We start from the raw sequence: 17,930 nt of genomic DNA on the forward strand, positions 1-17,930 counted from the left end.
TATTGAAAGATCATATCAAACAAACTTACCTTAATATAAATTTTAATAGAAAATTAACCAACAAGCAGTAAAATAATCCGTTAAAAGCAAAATAGATACAACTATTATTATATGTAAAAATTTGATAAATAAATATTAGTATACTGAAAATTGACTTAAGCATAATTATAAACATACAGCAATTAAACCTAAAATATAATATTAATTATATTTTATCAACAATAAAAGGATTAACTCATATAAAATTCATAAGTTAATCCTTATTGTTAAAAAATTTAATAAATATAAATAATATACTGGTATCATTTAACAAAAAATTCCAGATAATAAAAAAGAAGAACCGGCAGCTAGCTATTGTTGCACGTAAGTACTATCGTCGCCGTTATGATGCTTAACTTCTGTGTTCGGAATGGGTACAGGTGTGTCCATCATGCTATCGCCACCAGATCTTCTTTTTTTCAAGTGTCTTTTTCAAGATCACTCAAAACTAGATAATAGCAAAGCTCTTCGTCTCTTTCAAGTTTCTACCGCTTCTGGTCAAGTCTTCGACCTATTAGTATCAGTCCGCTGAACATGTCACCATGCTTGCACTCCTGACCTATCTACCTTATCGTCTTTAAGGGGTCTTATATACTTTCGTATTGGGAAGTCTCATCTTGAAGTGGGTTTCACACTTAGATGCCTTCAGCGTTTATCCCTTCCATATTTAGCTACCCAGCTGTGCCACTGGCGTGACAACTGGTCCACCATTGATATGTCCATCCCGGTCCTCTCGTACTAAGGACAGCTCTTCTCAAACTTCCTGCGCCCACGACAGATAGGGACCGAACTGTCTCACGACGTTCTGAACCCAGCTCGCGTACCGCTTTAATGGGCGAACAGCCCAACCCTTGGAACCGACTTCAGCTCCAGGATGCGATGAGCCGACATCGAGGTGCCAAACCTCCCCGTCGATGTGAACTCTTGGGGGAGATCAGCCTGTTATCCCCAGGGTAGCTTTTATCCGTTGAGCGACGGCCTTTCCATTCAGCACCGCCGGATCACTAAGCCCGACTTTCGTCCCTGCTCGACTTGTGGGTCTCGCAGTCAAACACCCTTTTGCCTTTGCACTCTGCGCTTGGTTTCCATCCAAGCTGAGGGTATCTTTGGGCGCCTCCGTTACTCTTTGGGAGGCGACCGCCCCAGTCAAACTGCCCACCTGACACTGTCCCGTCACCAGTTCCATGGCATCCGGTTAGAACTCCAATACACAAAGGGTAGTATCCCAACAGCGACTCCTCACACACTGGCGTGCATGTCTCTCAGTCTCCTACCTATCCTGTACATCCTGCATCAAAGTCCAATATCAGGCTGCAGTAAAGCTCCATGGGGTCTTTCCGTCTAGTCGCGGGTAACCTGCATCTTCACAGGTACTAAGACTTCACCGAGTCTACAGCTGAGACAGCGCCCAAATCGTTACGCCTTTCGTGCGGGTCAGAACTTACCTGACAAGGAATTTCGCTACCTTAGGACCGTTATAGTTACGGCCGCCGTTTACTGGGGCTTCAATTCTGTGCTTCGCTTGCGCTGACACTTCCTCTTAACCTTCCAGCACCGGGCAGGCGTCACCCCATATACGTCGTCTTTCGACTTAGCATAGAGCTGTGTTTTTGGTAAACAGTCGCTTGGGCCGTTTCACTGCGGCTCATATCTCTATGAGCACTCCTTCTCCCTAAGTTACGGAGTCATTTTGCAGAGTTCCTTAGCTATAGTTCTCTCGCTCACCTTAGGATTCTCTCCTCACCCATGTGTGTCCATTTTCGGTACGGGTTACTGTATGATTCGCACTAGAAGCTTTTCTTGGAAGCTGGCTTCAATGACTTCTGTACTTGCCTCGGCTTTCCATACGCATCACGCCTTCGCCTTTATGACAGCCGGATTTGCCTGGCTGTCAGCTACCTCGCTTGCACCTGCTTTTCCAGCAGCAGGATCACCTAGCCTTCTCCGTCACTCCTTCATTCATACCGTAAGTACAGGAATATCCACCTGTTGTCCATCGGCTACGCCTCTCGGCCTCGCCTTAGGTCCCGACTTACCCAGAGCGGACGAACCTTCCTCTGGAAACCTTGGGTTTTCGGTGCGTGGGATTCTCACCCACGTTCCGCTACTCACACCGGCATTCTCTCTTCTATACGCTCCAGCGCTCCTTCCGGTACGCCTTCGCCGCATATAGAACGCTCCCCTACCACTTGCTTGCGCAAATCCATAGCTTCGGTAATATACTTAGCCCCGGTAAATTATCGGCGCAGAGTCATTCGACTAGTGAGCTGTTACGCACTCTTTAAAGGATGGCTGCTTCTGAGCCAACCTCCTAGTTGTCTCGACATCTCCACATCCTTTTCCACTTAGTATATATTTTGGGACCTTAGCTGATGGTCTGGGCTGTTTCCCTCTTGACACTGGACCTTATCACCCACTGTCTGACTGCCGAGGATGTTTATGTGTCATTCGGAGTTTGATTATATTCAGTACCCCGGGATGGGGCCATCACATATTCAGTGCTCTACCTTCACATCACTTGCCTCGACGCTAGCCCTAAAGCTATTTCGGGGAGAACCAGCTATCTCCGGGTTCGATTGGAATTTCACCCCTAGCCACAGCTCATCCGCCAACGTTTCAACGGGGGTCGGTTCGGTCCTCCATCGGGTTTTACCCCAACTTCAACCTGGCCATGGCTAGATCACCCGGTTTCGGGTCTACGACATGCAACTTTCGCCCTCTTAAGACTCGCTTTCGCTTCGGCTCCGCATATCCTGCTTAACCTCGCTCCATATCGTAACTCGCCGGTTCATTCTACAAAAGGCACGCTATCACCCTTTAACGGGCTCTAACTTCTTGTAGGCATATGGTTTCAGGTTCTCTTTCACTCCCCTCCCGGGGTTCTTTTCACCTTTCCCTCACGGTACTGGTTCACTATCGGTCACAGAGTAGTATTTAGCCTTACCAGATGGTCCTGGCTGTTTCCGACAGGATTCCTCGTGTCCCGCCGTACTCAGGTACTGTCTCGGACTTCCTCACTATTTCGGCTACGGGGCTGTCACCCTGTTTCGCCGGACTTCCCATTCCGTTCGCCTATAATGTCTTCTTGCCCTTTTTTGACAGCCCTACTACCCCGGCTCTTGCCGGTTTGGGCTCTTCCCCTTTCGCTCGCCGCTACTTAGGGAATCATTTCTTTATTTTCTCTTCCTTCAGGTACTTAGATGTTTCAGTTCCCTGAGTCTCGCCTCTCTGGAGCTATCTATTCACTCCAGGATACCCGGTCTCTATCCCGGGTGGGTTCCCCCATTCGGATATCGACGGCTCTTTGCATGCTTACTGCTCCCCGTCGCATTTCGCTGTTTGCTGCGTCCTTCTTCGCCTCTCTGTGCCTAGGCATCCGCCATACGCCCTTTCTTACTTTACCTTCTTCGGTGTCGCTTGATCACTTTCTATCTTCAACTTCTTCTCGTTGTTTCTTAGTTTTCTTCGACTTTCTTAGAAAGACCTTGATATCTCTTTATCTCGATCTTCTCTCTTTCGCTTTTCTATTATCCAGTTTTCAATGATCTCTTCCTGAGTTTCCCTCAATAAGGTCCACTCAAAACTAAACAGAATCTCCACACTTGCTTTCTCCTTAGAAAGGAGGTGATCCATCCCCACGTTCCCGTAGGGATACCTTGTTACGACTTCACCCCAATCATCAATCCCACCTTAGACAGCTCCTCCCTTTCGGTTAGGCCACCGGCTTCGGGTGTTATCAACTCTCGTGGTGTGACGGGCGGTGTGTACAAGGCCCGAGAACGTATTCACCGCGACATTCTGATTCGCGATTACTAGCGATTCCATCTTCATGCACTCGAGTTGCAGAGTGCAATCCGAACTGAGAACGGGTTTCTGGGTTTCGCTCCGCCTCGCGGCTTCGCTTCCCTCTGATCCGTCCATTGTAGCACGTGTGTAGCCCAGGTCATAAGGGGCATGATGATTTGACGTCATCCCCGCCTTCCTCCGGCTTGTCACCGGCAGTCTCGCTAGAGTCCCCAACTTAATGATGGCAACTAGCAACAGGGGTTGCGCTCGTTGCGGGACTTAACCCAACATCTCACGACACGAGCTGACGACAACCATGCACCACCTGTCTCGGATATATCTATCTCTCCATCTCTGGAGCCTTTATCCGGATGTCAAGACCTGGTAAGGTTCTTCGCGTTGCTTCGAATTAAACCACATGCTCCACCGCTTGTGCGGGCCCCCGTCAATTCCTTTGAGTTTCATTCTTGCGAACGTACTACTCAGGCGGAGTACTTACTGCGTTAACTGCAGCACTGGGATCTGACTCCCAACACTTAGTACTCATCGTTTACGGCGTGGACTACTAGGGTATCTAATCCTATTTGCTCCCCACGCTTTCGGGACTGAGCGTCAGTTGCAGTCCAGATCGTCGCCTTCGCCACTGGTGTTCCTCCATATATCTACGCATTTCACCGCTACACATGGAATTCCACGATCCTCTCCTGCACTCTAGCTGCCCGGTTTCTCTGGCACACTGAAGTTAAGCTTCAGCCTTTCACCACAGACCCTTGCTGCCGCCTGCTCCCTCTTTACGCCCAATAATTCCGGATAACGCTCGCCACCTACGTATTACCGCGGCTGCTGGCACGTAGTTAGCCGTGGCTTCCTCATAAAGTACCGTCACTCACATATCATTCCCTATATGTGCCGTTCTTCCTTTATAACAGAAGTTTACAGAACGAATTCCTTCTTCCTTCACGCGGCGTTGCTCGGTCAGGGTTCCCCCCATTGCCGAAAATTCCCTACTGCTGCCTCCCGTAGGAGTCTGGGCCGTGTCTCAGTCCCAGTGTGGCCGGTCACCCTCTCAGGTCGGCTACGCATCGTCGCCTTGGTGGGCCGTTACCCCTCCAACAAGCTAATGCGCCGTAAGCCCATCCTCTACCAGTCCCGTAGCACTTTTAATACAGTTATCATGCGATCTCTGTACCTATGCGGTCTTAGCTGACGTTTCCATCAGTTATCCCCCTGTAAAGGCCAGGTTGCTTACGTATTACTCACCCGTTCGCCACTCGAGCCCTAAGGCTCGCGTTCGACTTGCATGTATTAGGCACGCCGCCAGCGTTCATCCTGAGCCAGGATCAAACTCTCCATTGTCTTATCCTTTTCAAAGCCTATCGGCTTCTGCTCTCTTTTTATCTATTAATTGACGTGTGTTCTTTTCGATTCTGTTCAGTTTTCAATGTCCTCTCCGGCTCTTTTGCCGACTAGTTTATCCTACACTCTTTTCTCTCGTTTGTCAATTCTTTTTTTTACTTTTTTCGCTCGGCCCTTCCTTTGAACCTCGCTCCTTCTCTCGAGTGCCCTATTAATCTACCACATCCTCTCTCCTTTGTAAATACCTTTTTTTACTTTTTTTATCCCTTCCCGCTTTTTCTCCCTTTTTATCATCGTTTTTCCCTGTCATTTTTTATCTCTTTGTTTTTTTGATATAAGACAGCAGTGACTTTCTGCTTTCAGATCATTCAAGCATTTTCTTATAATCATCCTGATTAATTGTATCTTCAGGGTATTTATTACGATAATTTTCTATACCATCACATATCTGAACCGCCAGTTTTTTATGATATCTGCTGCTTTGCAGCTGGCCCCGTTCGTTAGGATTGGAAATGAACCCGCATTCTATAAGCACTCCTACTGTTTTGGTAGCTCTCAGCACTCTGAAATCTGCCCCTGAAATAACCTTGCTGCTTCCAGTAATCTCTTTCATTGACTCATGGATCTCATTAGCTAATCTTTTCCCCTTTTCACTGTTATTGTAATAAAACACCTGAGAACCCCAGACACTGCTTGAAAGTGCTGAATTCAGATGAACACTGATCAGATAATCACTGTTGAATGAATCTATCTTTTTTACTCTTAGATACATATCATCCTGTTTAGAGTAATGATGATTACGTCTTGTTAGATCCTGCTCATCTTCCCTGGTCAGGTTTACAGTAGCACCACGATTTTCAAGCTCCTCTTTTAACGCAAATGATATTTCCAGATTCAGCTCTGCCTCGTTTACAGATCCGGCACTTGCTCCATTATCCAACCCACCATGTCCTGGGTCTATAACAATAGAAACGTTTTTTAAAGTTTGTTCACTATTTACAGGAATTTCTGTTTTTTTGATAAATAGATTACTTGCTATATATACCATTACTGTAATCATTATTATTAGATATGTTCTTTTCACAAAATCACCTATAGGATTATATGCAAATAGCTACAAATAAATGTATTTTTCTTATAATTGAGAAAAATTTAATTATACCTCTTTTAATAATCTGGCTAACCTTGATATTTTATTATTTATATGCTGTTTTTTTATTTAGACAATTTAATTTATAAAAATACAACGAGTTGTGACTATCACGTAAATCCAGTTGATAATCGCAGCTCGTCTTTTTTTATAAACTTTACTTATTATTTTTACTAATTTATAAATATAAATTATATCTATATAATCACTATTTTTGTTTTATAATAATTACATATTTAAAAATAATAATTTTATACTTGGAGGAATCTACGAAATTACAATATCAAAATATCATTATTAGAAATGCAACCATTGACGATGCTACAATTTTATATCATTGGTGGAATGATGGTCGCGTTATGGCTCACGCTGGATTTTATGATGGATTAAAAATAAGTTTAGATGACGTAATAGAACAATTAAAAACAGAAAATGACCCTAAAGAAAAATGTCGTCTTATTATTGAAATTGATCAACAAAAAATTGGGGAAATGATTTACTTTCATCGTAGTGCAAACTTAGCTGAAATTGGTATAAAAATATGTGAATTAACTTATCAAAATAAGGGCTATGGTAAAATCTTGCTATCGATGCTTATTAGCGAACTATTTAAATACAATTATAAACAAATTAAAATAACAACAAATATTAACAACAAACGAGCAAGGCACGTCTATGAATCATTAGGGGCTAAACTGCATCAAATTGAAAAAGATACTTACAAGGATTCTAGAGGACAATTACAAACAGCCTATGATTATCGTCTAAATAAAGATGATTTTCAATGTTTTAATTAAAATGAAAAGGGGAAATTTTAATGATAAAAGTATTAGCAAAAAGTATTCGTGAATATAAACGAGCTTAAATTATGACACCTATTTTAGTTAGCGGTGAAGTAGTAATGGAATGTTTAATTCCCTTTATTATTGCAACACTAGTAAACCAGGTAAAAAGCGGCGCTGATTTGGATTCAATATTAAAATATGGTTTAATTTTAATACTAATGGCTGGTTTATCTTTAATGTTTGGAGCTTTAGCAGGTTCGTCATGTGCCGTTGCTTCATGTGGTCTAGCTAAAAATTTACGCAAAGATATGTTTAATAATATTAAAAAATTTTCTTTGAAAATATCGACAAGTTTTTAACATCCTCTTTGGTAACTAGAATGACAACAGATATTACAAATGTTCAAAATGCTTATATGATGATTATTCGTACTGCAATTAGAGCTCCATTAATGTTAATATTTGCCTTCTGTATGGCTTTTTATATGGGTGGAAAAATGGCTTGGATTTTTTATTTGTCGTTCCAATTCTCGCAATCGGTCTAGGAATTGTAATCTACAAAACAATGCCATTATTTAAAAAAGTATTTAAAAAATACGATAATTTAAACAGTTCAATTCAAGAAAACATCAAAGGAATTAGAGTAGTTAAATCATTTGTACGTGAAGATTACGAACAAACAAAATTCAATTTTGCCGCTAAAGATGTATGCCAGGACTTCACCAAAGCAGAACGAATTTTAGCTATCAACAATCCATTAATGCAATTTTGTATTTATACCGTAATGGTCTTTGTTTTATCATTTGGTTCTTATACCATCATTACTAGCCACGGTTTAGATTTAGATGTGGGACAATTATCATCACTTTTAACTTATAGTTTTATGATGTTAAATAGTTTAATGATGCTTTCGATGGTCTTTGTAATGATTACCATGGCTGGTGAATCTAGTAAAAGAATTGTAGAAGTATTACAAGAACAAAGTACCCTTACTAATCCAGATAATCCAATCATGGAAGTTTCTGATGGTTCAATCGAATTTGAAAACGTAAGCTTTAAATATTCACTTAAAGCCAAACGCCAGGCCCTTGTCAATATCAACTTAACTATTAATTCTGGAGAAACAATTGGTATTATTGGCGGTACCGGCTCTTCAAAAACGACATTAATACAGTTAATCAGCAGATTATACGATGCTAGCGAAGGAGTAGTAAAAGTTGGAGGGCATAATGTTAAAGAATATGATCTAGAAACTTTACGAAATAACGTTGCTGTCGTATTGCAAAAAAATCTTTTGTTTTCAGGAACAATAAAAAGATAATCTTCGCTGGGGTAACAAAAACGCTACAGACGAAGAAATTATCCAAGCTTGTAAATTAGCTTGCGCCGATGAATTTATCAATCAATTTCCTGATGGCTATGATACATATATCGAACAAGGTGGTAGCAATGTTTCAGGTGGTCAAAAACAGCGTCTTTGTATTGCTCGAGCTTTGTTAAAACATCCTAAAATTTTAATTTTAGACGATTCAACTAGTGCTGTTGATACCAAAACTGATGCTAAGATCCGTAAAGGAATGCGTGAGTTTATTCCAGAAACTACTAAAATAATTATTGCTCAAAGAACTTCTTCAATCGAAAATGATGATCGCATTATTGTAATGGAAAGTGGCAGTATCGATGCAGTTGGCAGCCATGAACAATTATTAAAAACTAATAAAATTTATCAGGAAATTCACAATTCTCAAAACAAGGCAGGTGATAACAGTGAAAAATAATAGTATCATTTTAAGATTATTAAAAACAATTAAGCAATTTTATCCTATTATGTTTCCTTTAACAATCATCTGTATCATTTTTAATGCTGTGATCTCTTCAATCCCTACTATCTTTATGCAAAATATTATTGCCCTAGTTGAAGATAACTGGAAAATGGTTCTTGGGATAACATTGGTAATCAAATCATTTTTTATGTTGCAATCTTGGCAACTTTCTATCTTTTATCGTTAGCTGCAGGCTTTATTTATAATCAATTAATGGCCATTATCACTCAAGGAACATTAATGAAACTACGAGAAAAAATGTTTGCAAAAATGCAATATTTACCAATTAAATATTTCGATACTAATAACCATGGTGATATCATGAGCCATTATACTAATGATATCGATACTTTAAGACAAATGATTTCACAAAGTTTGCCGCAATTATTGATTTCAGGAGTTACTGTCTTAACAATATTTATTATCATGATTTATTATTGCTTCTGGCTCACTGGAGTAATTCTTTTAGGGGTAGTAGTGATGTTTATCTTGATAAAAAAAATCGGTGGTAACTCGGCTCGTTATTTCTTTAACCAGCAAAAAGCTTTAGGGGAAGTAGAAGGATTTGTAGAAGAAATGATGAACGGTTTAAAAGTTGTTAAAGTCTTTTGCCATGAAGAAGAATCATTTAATGATTTGAATTCATTAAATGAAAAATTATATGAACAACCAATGAAAGCAAATCGTTATGCTAATATTTTAGGACCAATCTTAAATAATATCGGTAATGTTTTATACGTCCTTGTTGCAGTCACTGGGGCTTGTTTACTAATTTTAGATGTCCCTAATATTTCACTTTCAATGATGCCTTTAAGTCTTAGTATTACAGTTCCATTTTTAAATATGACTAAACAATTCGTTGGTAACATTGGTCAAGTTTCCCATCAAATTAACGCTGTAGTTATGGGAATCGCTGGGGCTAAAAGAATTTTTGATCTAATGGACCAAGAAGTAGAAGTTGATAATGGTTATGTTACATTAGTTAATATCACTAATGAAGATGGACAAATCAAAGAATGTCAACACCGCACTGGTTTATGGGCTTGGAAACATCCGCATAAAAGTGATAATACAATAACTTACACATTACAAACTGGTAACATTGTCCTTGATGATGTTGATTTTCAATACGAAGAAAACAAACCTGTTTTACATAATATTTCTTTATATGCCAAACCTGGACAAAAAGTTGCTTTTGTAGGAGCTACTGGTGCTGGAAAAACAACTATAACTAATTTATTAAATCGTTTTTATGATATTGCTGATGGTAAAATACGCTATGATGGTATAAATATCAATAAAATTAAAAAGGCTGATTTACGGCATTCACTAGGAATTGTATTACAAGATACTAATATGTTTACTGGTACTGTTATGGATAATATTAGATATGGTCGTTTAGATACAACTGACCAAGAATGTATAGAAGCAGCAAAATTGGCAGGTGCTGATGATTTTATCACTCGTCTTCCTAACGGTTATCAAACTATGCTGGCTGAAAACGGCAGCAATTTATCATAGGGACAACGACAATTATTATCAATTGCCCGAGTAGCTGTCGCTAATCCTCCAGTAATGATTTTAGACGAGGCTACTTCTTCAATCGATACTAGAACGGAAGCAATTATTCAAAAAGGAATGGACGCTTTAATGGAAGGTAGGACAACTTTTGTAATTGCTCATCGTTTATCAACTGTAAAAAACGCAGATGTAATTATTGTACTAGATCATGGGCGAATTATTGAACGCGGTAGTCATCAAAAATTAATTGAACAAAAAGGTCAATATTATCAATTATATACTGGCGCTTTTGAATTAGAATAGAACTATTTTTTTAAAACAATACAGGCTTTAACAATTTACGTTAAAGCCTTTTAATTATTTATCTTTTTCTTGAATTTTTTATAATTCCTTTGAATATAACGATGTCTTGTTAAATAATCAGGATATTTTTTATAAATTTCCTGTATTCCTATTGGATCATTAATAACAATACTATCTTTATTTAATATTTCAAATAATTCTGATAAATCATCAATATTTTCTAACTTAAATTGATAAATATCATCATCTGTTTTAAGATCTATCGCTACATTATAAATATATTCACTAAAAACACCTAATAACTTAAAAACAGCAACAAATGATAACGTAACCTCTTTTATGCTTTCTATAAAAATAATCCTATGTTCATGAAAAATATTATCATACTCCAACTTATCTTCATTAACATATAAAAGTCGACATTTCTTAGCTTCCAGGCTGATTTGACGATTTTTAAAAACCGCATAAACATCCTCCCTAGTCTTTTTACTACTATAATCAATATTTTCTTTGATTACATTTTTGTTTGATTCATTAATTGCTTCATTTTTATTTAATGTTTTTTCATCCTCGTTATTAAATAATTTAAGTAAGCTATCTTCGGTCGTGATTTTATTTATTTCTTTAAAAAATGCAACTTGTGAACTATTATTACGATGCAATACTGTCTTAATACTACCATCACGTATATACATAAATGTTTTAGCATAACTAGCTATCATACTATCATGAGTTACTAAAATAATTGCTGTCCCCTCTTTATTTAACTGACTCAATAAATTTAAAACTTCATGAGAATTTTTAGAATCGAGATTCCCTGTCGGTTCATCACAAATAATAATTTTAGGATTATTAATTATCGCTCTAGCAATAGCAGCCCGTTGTTTTTCGCCTCCCGAACATTCTTCTGGTAATTTATCAAGAATATGATGAATATTCAATCTTTGAGCCACTTTATTTACTCTTTCAATTATTTCTTTAGCCGAGACTTTCGCTAACATAATTGGCGTAGCAATATTGTCAAATATTGATAAAGTTGATATTAAATTATGATTTTGAAACACAAAACCTAGATATTTATATCTAAAGGCACTAAGTTTAAAATCATTTAAATCATTTACTAAATCACCTAGAACTTTCACAGTACCTGTTGTAACCTGATCTAACGAAGACAAACAATGTAATAATGTTGATTTTCCAGAACCACTTGGCCCCATAATAGCTATAAAGTCATGTTCTTTTAATACAAAATCAACCATATTTAAAGCTCTAAAATTAGTTCCTCTTTTAAAAAATATATCACGATCATAAATCTTTGAAATATTATTCGCTTCTATTAAGATATTTGACATTTTTAATTACCTCCCTGGTTAATCTTTTATAGCCAATAATCATGTATAAACCAATAAACAAATAAATAATAAAATAACAACTTATTAAACTTATAATTAACTTGATTGAAATAAAATCTAATATATATGCTTTGGATACTACTGTTATATAGATTAAAAAAGGCAAAACTACAGCAAAAAACACAAATAAAATTATTTCTAATTCGTGAATAAAATCTATTTCTTTTTTTGAATATCCAATTGCTTTTAAAGTAGCAATATCTCTAGTTTTAACAGGAATATAAACAGAAAATCTGAAAACAAAGCAAATTGCAATCATAAAAAGTAAAATCAGATAACAAATTATTACCACTCCTAACAAATAAATATTTATTATTGGCATAGATATTAAAAAGAACATAAATGGGGTTAGAATTGTATTAATCAATATTAATGGTGTCATTGCTTTTAACAAATAAATTAGTTGATTAATTGCCATCAATATCATCGGATGTTCTATTAACCATTTATTATGAAAAAAATCAAAAAATAATGGTATAAAATACTTCACAAAGAAAATTAGAGCAATTAATGAACTTGTAAAATATACTAATAAAGAAACAAAATCATTTATAACAATTATGTGTTGTATTGATGTTACAATTATAATCAATGATAAAAGCACTACTACAATTTGCCATATAGGTATTGACTTTTTCTCCTTTTCAACTATAAAAGAACTAAAAAACGATACCTTAGTTTTATGTTTTTGAATATGATTCATATACTCAACTATCCGAAATTTAATATCCATAAATTTTCCTAAATCAACAATGAAAATAAAACATATCTTAACTAACAATAAAGAAATATAGTAATAAAAAATAGTAGATATAGAATGAATACTAAATAATTCTAATATCTTAAACATTGAAAAAATACTACTTATTCCTTTAACAAAAAGAACACTTAAGCTACTACCAAATAAAGCTGCCAAAATAAATAAACTTCCAAATTGAACAGTAATATATTTACTAACCCAAACAACATTTCTCCCGCTTAATAATATAATTGAAAATTCATCACTTTTTTGATCAACAAAAAAATTATTAATGAACATCATTAAAATAAAAGAAACGATCATCGTAATTAAAATGATTATTTGTCCAATCAGTTCAAAAAGCGAATCATTAATCAATGAAATATTTGTGAGAATTATTAGTAAAGTAAAATCAAAACAAAAAAGTATCGATAACACTCCAATAATTACTAAATAGCGATTTTTTTGTCCAATGACAATATCTTTTAAAAATGCATACATAACTTCACCCTCTTGACTATTTTATAAACGTTTTCTACTCCATAAATAAAATAGATATATTAGTAAACATATAATTAAATAGAATGATCACCCTAATTACTAATTCAATCATAGTCAAAAAATATTATGCACACAATATTCTTGGAACAAGTGGCATCTTATTTGTATAAGCGGTAATAAAAAAGATATTAAACATCATTATGTCTAATATCTAATTAACTATTTTTAATCCATCTTATTAAAAGTACTTTTAGGAAAAGCTATTACTACTTTAGTTCCTTCTTGATATTTAGAAGCAATTGTTATATTTAATCCTAATTTTTTACAAATTTTACTTGCTAAATATAACCCCATTCCAGTAGACCGAGATTTTAATCGATCACTACCGGTAAAACCTTTTTCAAAAACTCTAGATAAATCACTTTCTTTTATTCCTATTCCATTATCAATAATTTCTAGTAAAATTCTATTATTTTCTTTAATAACCTGAATAGTTATTTTCTTTTCTTTTTTATCCATATATTTTATTGAATTATTAATAATTTGATTAATAACAAAAATCAACCACTTTTCATCAGTAGCCACTAATACATCTAAATCATTTGTTGTAATACTTATTTTATTCAATAAAAAATAATCTTTATTTTGCATGATAACCTGATGAATTATTTCTGATAATTCAATGCTTTTAATAAAATAATCTTTCTCTGGATTTTCACTACGAGCATAAAACAATACCTGTTCTACTAAATTATCTATTTTTTTAACTTCCTGATGTAATTCAACTTCATTATGATTATCTAAAAAAAGCGACAAAGCAGCTAATGGCGTTTTAACTTCATGAACAAAACATTCAATGTATTCTTCATAATCTTTATATTTTCTTTCAAGCAACGATATCTTATCATTCATAGCTTTTGTTGCTTTTTTTAAAGCATAAAAATAAGCTTCGTTTTCAATTTGTTTAGGTTTTTTTATTACTTCACAAATAAGATATTTCTCTTCTAAATTATCCACTAAAAATTTAATCTCTTTACTTCGTTTATTAATTCGCCAATAATCAAAAAACAAATATAAAAAAAGTAACAATAAACTAAGTAAAAATAATGGTAGTAATAAACTTATTTTTAATCCTACCAAAAAATTAAAAATGAACTGTAAAAATACAAACAAAATATAAAATACAATCAACCATATTTTTTCTTCAATATATTGAATCATATTTGATAACCCTGTCCTCTTATTGTTTTGATAAAATCAGGCTGGTCGATTTCTTTTAATTTTTTTCGTAATCGATTTAAATTCACATTTAAAATATTATCATCCAAATAATATTTTTCATTCCAAAGATAATCTAGTAATTCTTCTTTTGTAATCAACTTATCAGGATTCATAAAAAAATAATATAAAATATGAAATTCATTTCTAGTCAATTCAACTTCCTTATCATTATGTTTTACTATCGATAAATGTAAATCTAATACCATATCTTTGACCTTTAATTCTTTGTATTGAATTGGATCAAATTGTCTTAATGCCCTTTTTATTTTTTCTAATAGAATACTTTTGTTGTATGGTTTTGTAATAAAATCATCGCCACCAGATAATGTTAATACATCTAAAATCTCATTAAAAAATTCTTTTCTTGACTTTTCCCCTCTAACTATTTCATTAAAAATTTTACCATCTTTTAAAAATAACACTCGATGGCAAAAACTGGCACTAAACGAATCATGAGTAACCATTAAAATCGTAGCTTTTAATTTATTATTCATTTCATCCATTGTTTCTAATAACATCCGACTGCTTTTTGAATCAAGAGCTCCAGTTGGCTCATCCGCTAAAATGAGTTTTGGCTCATTTATTAATGCTCTAGCACAAGCACATCGCTGTTTTTGACCCCCAGATACTTCATAAGGATATTTATCTAAAATATTTAATATCCCTAACTTGTCAGCTATATCATTTACTTTATTATCTACTTCGTTTACATCTTCTTTATTAATAACCAAAGCAAGGGAAATATTTTCAGAAATAGTTAATGTATCCAATAAATTAAAATCCTGAAAAATAAATCCTAAATTTTCTCTTCTAAATTTTGCTAATTCTTTTTCTTTTAATTCAGTTATATCCTTATCACCAATATAAATATGACCACTAGTTACTTCATCAATTGTAGAAATACAATTTAACAACGTTGTTTTACCCGAACTACTAGCACCCATTATCGCAACAAATTCTCCTTTAGTAACTTGTAAAGATAGATCATTTACTGCTTTAGTAATATTAGTTTTAGTCCCATAGTATTTTTTTACGTTTAATAATTTTAAAATCTCCATATCAATCTTCCTTTCTGCAATCATTATAGCAACAACGCTATTTCATTAAAATTACGGTTTTGTAAGTAAAAATTTAATTACTGTAGTAATTAAAAAATATTTTCACATCAAAAAAAAGAACTAAAAAAGTTCTTTTAATTAAGATTTATTTCATAATTTCTATTATATAAATATCATCAATGTTTATTTTTGTTCCATCAATCAACACTACTTTTTTAGTGTACTCATCGATTTTTTTTACTCTTTCTATTTTTTCAATATACTTACCTCCTGTTTTTCTTAAGTCTTTTTGGAAGTAAACTATCTTAACTGTTGGTTGTAAATGAATATTATTAACGATTAGTTGTAACTTTCGATTAATTATTTCTATTTGATTTTCGTCTAAAATCTTTTTGTTAGTAGTCAAACGCTCAGTTTCTTTAATCGCATCTTTATGACCGGTTAAAGCTGCAAACGGTGCAAACTGAGCCGCCCTTTCATACATAGTCATTGGTTGATGAACTTTTGAAACATGATGAGGTTGATCAATAATATCACTATAATCATGAATATTATTTTTATTTGCCATTTAAGCCTTATGACCTCCTATTGTCTTATTTCTTTGGCGCCCTGTCGCTCCCTCTTCTAGATTCATTCCTTTCAATACCGCATTTTTACCAAATTTCTTTTTAAGAGCTAATGTTGTTTCCTGAAGCTTTTTTTCTTTTTCAAGCTTAGCTTGCAACTGCTTTTCTTGTAGCAAGAGTTGATCATAATCAGTAAACATATCCATTTGCATAAACGATTCTTGATGTTCAATTGTACTTTCATCAATAACATGATTAGCCGATAAATTAAAACGTCTAATTGTCAAAGATTTATTAATTTTTTGATCATACCACTCTAATACCTTTTCTCGAATAATTATTGATGAAGAAGTATAACATTCTAAATTAATTGTGCCATGTCCATGCTTAGGAATTTTTCTACCATATCGATCATCCATTAAAGCTCCACTATAATTGTTAGTTAAATTATCACGATCATACCCTACAGTTACTACAATTTGATCTGTAACTAAATGCCGATCAACCAAATCTAACGCCAAAGAATCGAGCATTTCTTTTAATACCAAACGACCTTTTTTAAAATCATAAGGACAACTTAAAACCTGGCCTGAACCAATACTGTTATGTTTAGGTTTATATGATTTTATATCTTTCATTGTACATGGTTCATAACCCCAGGCATGATCGATTAATAATTCAGCATTGACACCAAACATATCATAGAGCAATTCTTCGTTATAATAATCATCTGCTTTTCCGACTGAACATTTAGCTATATCACCCATTGTATATAAACCTACTTCTTGTAATTTTTGTTTATAGCCACGTCCAACGCGCCAAAAATCAGTTATTGGCTGATGGTTCCATAAATATTTTCGATACATCTTTTCATTTAATGAAGCAATCCTTACCCCATCTTGATCTGGTTTTATGTGTTTAGCAACAATATCCATAGCAACTTTACATAAATATAAATTAGTACCGATTCCGGCTGTTGCTGTAATTTTAAATGTATTATAAATATCTTGAATAATCATTTTCGCAAAATCTTTGGGATGAATATCAAGATTTTTTAGATAATGCGTTGCATCAATAAATACTTCATCAATTGAATAAACATGAATATCTTCAGGTGACACATATTTTAAATAAATTTTGTAGATTTCAACACTATATTCTAAATAAAAAGCCATTCTGGGCGTTGCAATGATATATGATAACTTTAAATATGGATTATTTTTAAGTTCGTCATCATTATATGATTCACCTTGAAAACAACGACCTTTAATCTGCCTTTGCCTTTTAATATTTACTTCTTTTACCTTTTGAATAACTTCAAAAAGACGCGCCCGTCCTGGCAAGCCATACTGTTTCAATGAAGGTGATAAAGCTAAGCAAATAGTCTTTTCAGTTTTACTGCCATCTGCAACTACTAAGTTCGTTGTTAACGGATCAAGATCACGTTCAACACATTCAACAGATGCATAAAATGATTTTAAATCAATTGCAATATATACCTGTTTGCTCATCACGACCACCTTCCTTGATAATTTAAGTATATACCATTTTACTACAGCTAATCTTTTACTATCAACAATAAAATAAAAAGAAGGACGATAATATCCTTCA

The 17,930-nt window shown here is 34.6% G+C and carries 13 protein-coding genes, 3 rRNA genes and 3 pseudogenes; 8 read left to right on the top strand and 11 right to left on the bottom strand.

From position 1 onward, the window contains the following. Window positions 1–338: 338 nt before the first annotated feature. The 4 genes from rrf to ABGT36_RS11620 all read right to left on the bottom strand — a co-directional run bounded on the left by rrf (window position 339) and on the right by ABGT36_RS11620 (window position 6,265). A 5S ribosomal RNA gene (gene rrf, locus ABGT36_RS11605) occupies window positions 339–447 on the bottom strand. Between the two features lie 86 nt (window positions 448–533). After that, window positions 534–3,442, bottom strand: a 23S ribosomal RNA gene (locus tag ABGT36_RS11610). Between the two features lie 214 nt (window positions 3,443–3,656). Further along, window positions 3,657–5,181 (bottom strand): 16S ribosomal RNA (locus ABGT36_RS11615). Together the 16S, 23S and 5S rRNA genes form the textbook arrangement of a ribosomal RNA operon. Before the next feature lie 364 nt (window positions 5,182–5,545). Further along, on the bottom strand, window positions 5,546–6,265 hold the full coding sequence (locus tag ABGT36_RS11620) for an N-acetylmuramoyl-L-alanine amidase (RefSeq protein ID WP_346678118.1): 720 nt from the start codon (window positions 6,263–6,265) through the stop codon (window positions 5,546–5,548). Window positions 6,266–6,588: 323 nt separating this feature from the next. Here ABGT36_RS11620 and ABGT36_RS11625 point away from each other — a divergent pair, with 323 nt between their 5' ends. The 8 genes and pseudogenes from ABGT36_RS11625 to ABGT36_RS11660 all read left to right on the top strand — a co-directional run bounded on the left by ABGT36_RS11625 (window position 6,589) and on the right by ABGT36_RS11660 (window position 10,762). Then, window positions 6,589–7,128, top strand: coding sequence for a GNAT family protein (locus tag ABGT36_RS11625; RefSeq protein WP_346678120.1), 540 nt, complete (start codon window positions 6,589–6,591; stop codon window positions 7,126–7,128). Between the two features lie 71 nt (window positions 7,129–7,199). After that, window positions 7,200–7,475, top strand: coding sequence for a hypothetical protein (locus ABGT36_RS11630; RefSeq protein ID WP_346678122.1), 276 nt, complete (start codon window positions 7,200–7,202; stop codon window positions 7,473–7,475). Window positions 7,476–7,495: 20 nt separating this feature from the next. Next, window positions 7,496–7,953, top strand: a pseudogene (locus ABGT36_RS11635) (ABC transporter transmembrane domain-containing protein); the annotation flags it as partial. Between the two features lie 174 nt (window positions 7,954–8,127). Continuing rightward, on the top strand, window positions 8,128–8,436 hold the full coding sequence (locus ABGT36_RS11640; protein ID WP_346678650.1) for an ATP-binding cassette domain-containing protein: 309 nt from the start codon (window positions 8,128–8,130) through the stop codon (window positions 8,434–8,436). Window positions 8,437–8,545: 109 nt separating this feature from the next. Then, window positions 8,546–8,593: pseudogene (locus ABGT36_RS11645) on the top strand (hypothetical protein); the annotation flags it as partial. Between the two features lie 15 nt (window positions 8,594–8,608). After that, window positions 8,609–8,893, top strand: a complete 285-nt coding sequence (locus tag ABGT36_RS11650; RefSeq protein WP_346678124.1) for an ABC transporter ATP-binding protein — start codon at window positions 8,609–8,611, stop codon at window positions 8,891–8,893. A 204-nt stretch (window positions 8,894–9,097) separates the two neighbouring features. Continuing rightward, entirely contained in the window at window positions 9,098–10,459 is a 1,362-nt protein-coding gene (locus ABGT36_RS11655) for an ABC transporter ATP-binding protein (protein ID WP_346678125.1), read from the top strand. A 54-nt stretch (window positions 10,460–10,513) separates the two neighbouring features. Beyond that, window positions 10,514–10,762: a hypothetical protein gene (locus tag ABGT36_RS11660; RefSeq protein WP_346678126.1), complete on the top strand. Its 249-nt coding sequence runs from the start codon at window positions 10,514–10,516 to the stop codon at window positions 10,760–10,762. A 50-nt stretch (window positions 10,763–10,812) separates the two neighbouring features. On the opposite strand, the gene ABGT36_RS11665 is transcribed toward ABGT36_RS11660, so the two are convergent. From ABGT36_RS11665 to ABGT36_RS11695, 7 genes and pseudogenes are all read right to left on the bottom strand, one after another. After that, window positions 10,813–12,114, bottom strand: coding sequence for an ABC transporter ATP-binding protein (locus ABGT36_RS11665; protein ID WP_346678128.1), 1,302 nt, complete (start codon window positions 12,112–12,114; stop codon window positions 10,813–10,815). Continuing rightward, window positions 12,086–13,414: a hypothetical protein gene (locus ABGT36_RS11670; protein ID WP_346678130.1), complete on the bottom strand. Its 1,329-nt coding sequence runs from the start codon at window positions 13,412–13,414 to the stop codon at window positions 12,086–12,088. The genes ABGT36_RS11665 and ABGT36_RS11670 overlap by 29 nt, the downstream gene beginning before the upstream one ends. Before the next feature lie 225 nt (window positions 13,415–13,639). Then, window positions 13,640–14,635 carry a sensor histidine kinase gene (locus ABGT36_RS11675; RefSeq protein ID WP_346678132.1) on the bottom strand — a complete coding sequence of 332 codons (996 nt, stop codon included), beginning with the start codon at window positions 14,633–14,635 and terminating at the stop codon, window positions 13,640–13,642. Continuing rightward, on the bottom strand, window positions 14,632–14,901 hold the full coding sequence (locus ABGT36_RS11680; RefSeq protein ID WP_296882189.1) for a winged helix-turn-helix domain-containing protein: 270 nt from the start codon (window positions 14,899–14,901) through the stop codon (window positions 14,632–14,634). The genes ABGT36_RS11675 and ABGT36_RS11680 overlap by 4 nt, the downstream gene beginning before the upstream one ends. Before the next feature lie 105 nt (window positions 14,902–15,006). Next, a pseudogene (locus tag ABGT36_RS11685) lies at window positions 15,007–15,753 on the bottom strand (ABC transporter ATP-binding protein); the annotation flags it as partial. A 145-nt stretch (window positions 15,754–15,898) separates the two neighbouring features. Continuing rightward, window positions 15,899–16,321: a hypothetical protein gene (locus tag ABGT36_RS11690; RefSeq protein ID WP_346678133.1), complete on the bottom strand. Its 423-nt coding sequence runs from the start codon at window positions 16,319–16,321 to the stop codon at window positions 15,899–15,901. Further along, entirely contained in the window at window positions 16,322–17,830 is a 1,509-nt protein-coding gene (locus tag ABGT36_RS11695) for a DNA methylase (RefSeq protein ID WP_346678135.1), read from the bottom strand. Window positions 17,831–17,930: the final 100 nt, after the last annotated feature.

It is taken from the genome of Erysipelatoclostridium sp. An173, assembly GCF_963931465.1.
Taxonomy (GTDB): domain Bacteria; phylum Bacillota_I; class Bacilli_A; order Erysipelotrichales; family Coprobacillaceae; genus Thomasclavelia; species Thomasclavelia merdavium.